Source organism: Komagataeibacter saccharivorans (assembly GCF_003207825.1).
Classification (GTDB): domain Bacteria; phylum Pseudomonadota; class Alphaproteobacteria; order Acetobacterales; family Acetobacteraceae; genus Komagataeibacter; species Komagataeibacter saccharivorans.
The window spans coordinates 2,501-5,458 of record NZ_NKTY01000054.1; the positions used below are offsets into that span (position 1 = coordinate 2,501).

Sequence of the window (2,958 nt, forward strand, 5' to 3'; positions counted from 1 at the left end):
TGGATGCCTTGGCACCAGGAGGCGATGAAAGACGTGGCACGCTGCGAAAAGCCATGGGGAGCCGCGAGCAGGCTTTGATCCGTGGATATCTGAATGGGGCAACCCACCCAGCGATGGGTATCATGTTCTGAATACATAGGGGCATGAGGCGAACCCGGGGAACTGAAACATCTAAGTACCCGGAGGAAAAGACATCAATTGAGATTCTGCTAGTAGTGGCGAGCGAACGCGGAACAGGCCAGTGTTCATTTTTGAAGAAGCAGAACGGAATGGAAAGTCCGGCCAGAGCGGGTGATAGCCCCGTATGCGTAGTGTCAGGAATGATCCTTGAGTAGGGCGGGACACGTGAAATCCTGTCTGAACATGGGGGGACCACCCTCCAAGCCTAAATACTCCCTGGTGACCGATAGCGAACAAGTACCGTGAGGGAAAGGTGAAAAGCACCCCGATGAGGGGAGTGAAAGAGACCTGAAACCGAATGCCTACAAGCAGTCGGAGCCTCTTATGGGGTGACGGCGTACCTTTTGTATAATGGGTCAGCGAGTTTCTGTTTGCAGCAAGCTTAAGCCGTTAGGTGTAGGCGCAGCGAAAGCGAGTCTGAATAGGGCGACGAGTTGCTGGCAGAAGACCCGAAACCGAGTGATCTAGCCATGGCCAGGCTGAAGGTGCGGTAACACGCACTGGAGGGCCGAACCCACGCCTGTTGAAAAAGTCGGGGATGAGCTGTGGCTAGGGGTGAAAGGCCAATCAAACTCGGAAATAGCTGGTTCTCCGCGAAATCTATTGAGGTAGACCGTCGAGTATTACCCCGGGGGGTAGAGCACTGGATGGGCTAGGGGGGCCCAAAGCCTTACCAAACCTAACCAAACTCCGAATACCCGGAAGTATGAGCTCGGCAGACAGACAGTGGGTGCTAAGGTCCATTGTCGAGAGGGAAACAGCCCAGACCACCAGCTAAGGCCCCTAAATCGTGGCTAAGTGGGAAAGGATGTGGGGATTCCAAAACAACCAGGAGGTTGGCTTAGAAGCAGCCATCCTTTAAAGAAAGCGTAATAGCTCACTGGTCTAATAGAAACCCTGCGCCGAAAATGTAACGGGGCTCAAGCCACGTGCCGAAGCTGTGGGTGCATTCTTTGAATGCGCGGTAGCGGAGCGTTCCGTAGGTCTGTGAAGGAGACGGGGTGACCCTCTCTGGAGATATCGGAAGTGCGAATGCTGACATGAGTAGCGACAAACAGTGCGAGAAACACTGTCGCCGAAAGTCCAAGGGTTCCTGCGCAAGGTTAATCCGCGCAGGGTGAGCCGGCCCCTAAGGCGAGGGCGAAAGCCGTAGTCGATGGAAACCGGGCAAATATTCCCGGGCCTGCCAGAAGTGACGAATACAATATGTTGTCGGGTCTTATCGGATTGATCCGGCTTTTGGAGTATTCCAGGAAATAGCTCTGGCATATAGACCGTACCCGAAACCGACACAGGTGGACTGGTAGAGAATACCAAGGCGCTTGAGAGAACGATGCTGAAGGAACTAGGCAAATTACTTGCGTAACTTCGGGATAAGCAAGACCCGTCAGTGGGCAACCATCGGCGGGTGGCACAGACCAGGGGGTAGCGACTGTTTAGTAAAAACACAGGGCTGTGCGAAGTCGAGAGACGACGTATACGGCCTGACGCCTGCCCGGTGCCGGAAGGTTAAGAGGAGGTGTGCAAGCACCGAATTGAAGCCCCGGTAAACGGCGGCCGTAACTATAACGGTCCTAAGGTAGCGAAATTCCTTGTCGGGTAAGTTCCGACCTGCACGAATGGCGTAACGACTTCCCCGCTGTCTCCAGCATCGGCTCAGCGAAATTGAATTCCCCGTGAAGATGCGGGGTACCCGCGGTCAGACGGAAAGACCCTATGAACCTTTACTGCAGCTTTGCAGTGGCATCAGAGACATTCTGTGTAGGATAGGTGGGAGGCTTTGAAACCGGGGCGCCAGTTCCGGTGGAGCCATCCTTGAAATACCACCCTGACTGTTTCTGATGTCTAACCGAGGCCTGTTAGCCAGGTCCGGGACCCTGCATGGTGGGCAGTTTGACTGGGGCGGTCGCCTCCCAAAGTGTAACGGAGGCGCGCGATGGTGGGCTCAGGCCGGTCGGAAACCGGCTGTCGAGTGCAATGGCATAAGCCCGCCTGACTGTGAGAGTGACAGCTCGATCAGAGACGAAAGTCGGCCATAGTGATCCGGTGGTCCCGCGTGGAAGGGCCATCGCTCAACGGATAAAAGGTACTCTAGGGATAACAGGCTGATCTCCCCCAAGAGTCCACATCGACGGGGAGGTTTGGCACCTCGATGTCGGCTCATCACATCCTGGGGCTGGAGCAGGTCCCAAGGGTTCGGCTGTTCGCCGATTAAAGTGGTACGTGAGCTGGGTTTAGAACGTCGTGAGACAGTTCGGTCCCTATCTGCCGTGGGTGTTGGAGACTTGAGAGGATTTGTCCCTAGTACGAGAGGACCGGGATGAACATACCTCTGGTGCACCGGTTGTCGCGCCAGCGGCACAGCCGGGTAGCTAAGTGTGGACGGGATAACCGCTGAAAGCATCTAAGCGGGAAACCCACCTCAAAACAAGGTCTCCCCAAGGGCCGTGATAGACCATCACGTCAATAGGCCAGGTGTGGAAGCGCAGTAATGCGTGCAGCTAACTGGTCCTAATCGCCCAATAGGCTCATTCCATCGCCCCATCAAAAGGGCAACACACATGCACAGCAGTCATCCACTCTTCAACACAACAACAAAAACGCACCAACCCATCACATCCTCTCCCCATACCGGGGAGACTGGATGACCTGGTGGCTATGGCGGGGAATGATCCACCCGATCCCATCCCGAACTCGGCCGTGAAATGCCCCAGCGCCTATGATACTGTGCCTTAAGGCACGGGAAAGTCGGTCGCCGCCAGGTCTTCCAGTCTCCCC

2 rRNA genes (1 of these 2 running past the window's edge) are annotated in these 2,958 nt (G+C 55.5%); both read left to right on the forward strand.

From position 1 onward, the window contains the following. A 23S ribosomal RNA gene (locus tag CFR79_RS14995) occupies window positions 1-2,715 on the forward strand; it begins 24 nt to the left of the window's first position. A gap of 113 nt (window positions 2,716-2,828) precedes the next feature. Continuing rightward, window positions 2,829-2,944: ribosomal RNA gene (rrf, locus tag CFR79_RS15000) — 5S ribosomal RNA — on the forward strand. The last annotated feature ends 14 nt before the right edge of the window (window positions 2,945-2,958 follow it).